The 1,894-nt window shown below is 35.9% G+C and carries 4 protein-coding genes; 3 read left to right on the top strand and 1 reads right to left on the bottom strand.

The features are described 5' to 3' along the window. The 3 genes from AC1DUW_RS27295 to AC1DUW_RS27285 all read left to right on the top strand — a co-directional run. On the top strand, positions 1 to 390 hold a 390-nt coding region (locus AC1DUW_RS27295), incomplete at its 5' end, for a reverse transcriptase-like protein (protein ID WP_477643984.1). A 5-nt stretch (positions 391 to 395) separates the two neighbouring features. Next, positions 396 to 581, top strand: a complete 186-nt coding sequence (locus AC1DUW_RS27290; RefSeq protein WP_053346714.1) for a zinc-finger domain-containing protein — start codon at positions 396 to 398, stop codon at positions 579 to 581. Positions 582 to 665: 84 nt separating this feature from the next. Beyond that, positions 666 to 1,634 (top strand): HD-GYP domain-containing protein, encoded by a 969-nt coding sequence (locus AC1DUW_RS27285; RefSeq protein WP_053346713.1) that lies wholly within the window; start codon positions 666 to 668, stop codon positions 1,632 to 1,634. Between the two features lie 16 nt (positions 1,635 to 1,650). Here AC1DUW_RS27285 and AC1DUW_RS27280 read toward each other — a convergent pair. Further along, positions 1,651 to 1,894 (bottom strand): RrF2 family transcriptional regulator (locus AC1DUW_RS27280; RefSeq protein ID WP_477643983.1); only part of this gene is annotated, 244 nt, incomplete at its 5' end.

The following is a 1,894-nucleotide window of genomic DNA, read 5'->3' as shown; positions in this document are numbered from 1 at the left end:
ATATATTATCGACAAGGGAAAAAACACTGGCGTATACGGACTAACCTAAGGCTTGAGCAATTTGAATCCAATAATGAAGCAGAGTATGCTGCCTTTTATGAAGCAGTGAGGCAGATGGAGGAACTTGGAGTCCACCACCAAAGCTGTTTATTTAAAGGTGATTCTCTTGTTGTATTAAACCAACTTTCTGGAGAATGGCCCTGTATGGAGGAAAACTTAAATAAATGGCTGGACCGTATAGAAGCGAAGTTAGAAAAATTAAAGATTATCCCGGTCTATAAGCCAATTTCACGGAAAGAGAACCAGGAAGCCGATCGTCTGGCAACACTTGCTCTTCAGGGAGAAGTCATATTTAGCAAATCGGAAATTGCTGAGTTAAAGGAGTCGTAACAAAAATGAACAGGAAAAAAATATATGAAGAAGTAGAAGATGTAATTTCCTTATTTTGCCATGAATGTTTTTTACAAAAACATTTTCGAAAAGAATATGGTCGTTCATATGCTCACCAATTCTGCATTTCTCAGTGTACTGTTGGTGAGAAATTAAAACAGCTCGGCAATGAACTTAACGACCGTTCTTAGGCAAAGAAAATAGCTTTCATTTTCACACAAAACCAATGAATAATATGGTATTGTAGGTAAAAAATAGAGAAAAGTGTGAGAGAAATGAAATATAGCAAAGGGAAGCTAAATAATGAGATTTCCCCTCTTACAATTCCTGAAATTGATTTCATAATGGAAGAAATGAATAAAGGGAAAGAAAGCGAATCAGTTAAACGACATGTACAACCCAGCGTAAGTATTCATGAAAAAATTAACGGCGCTTCTGAGCAAATTAAAAATTTATTTGAAGACATCCGTAAAGAAGAAAATATTCAGCTTGAAACTGTTGAAGGAATTAAAGCTGAAATTGTACCTATCATCGAGGAGGCTGCAAAGAACCCTGATATTTATTACCTGTTCAAAGAGATGCAGGCAAAAAATGAATATACGTATAAGCATAATATTGGTGTAGGAATCATTGCCACTTATTTGGGAACAAAGCTTGGTTTATCGAAGGAAAGTCTTTCAGATCTGACATTGGCAGCTATTCTGCATGACGTAGGTAAAACGGGGATTCCTGAGAGATTATTAGAGAAACCGGGGAAACTGACTGAGACAGAGTATGAGGAAATAAAACGCCATACAATTTATGGATACGAACTCCTTAAATGTATCCCTGGGCTTGCTTTAACGGCTCTTCAGCACCATGAAAGGGAAGATGGGCAAGGTTATCCCCATAAATTGAAAGGAAGTAATATTTACTATCTTTCGAAGATCGTTGCAATAGCTGATGTATTTCATGCTATGTCATCAGATCGTGTTTATCATCAGGCAATGCCATTTTATAAGGTGATTGAGCAAATGAACCGCGATGTTTTTGGGAAATTTAATCCGAAAATGTTGCTAGTATTCATTAACCAATTAATGGGTACCTTAGTTGGGAAAGAAGTCATGCTTACTAATCAACAAATCGGAACAATTATCATGATAAATCCTTACGAGCCTCTTAAAGTTTTAATGAAAACTAAATCAGGTATCATAGATTTAAGGTTAGAAAAAGAATTGCAGATTGAACGGATTATAGGTAAATGAGGAAAGAGCCCGATTATTATAAATCGGGCTCTTTCTCACTATGCTTTACCGAATCGAAATAGGCTTTGAGCATTGCTTTATTTTCGCTGAAGTCAGCAATAGTATATTGGTCAAGGACCTTTAGAAAAGCATCTAAGGCATTATTAAGTACGAATTTTAATGAACAAACGGGAGAAATCACACAGTTATCGTGATCTTTAAAACATTCCACTAAATAAAAATCCTCTTCAGTTTTCCGAACTAATTCCCCTACATTTATT

This window comes from Peribacillus sp. P4_C12, assembly GCF_056402095.1.
The sequence above is the reverse complement of the archived record's forward strand: the minus strand, read 5'-3'. Positions and strand labels throughout refer to the sequence as shown.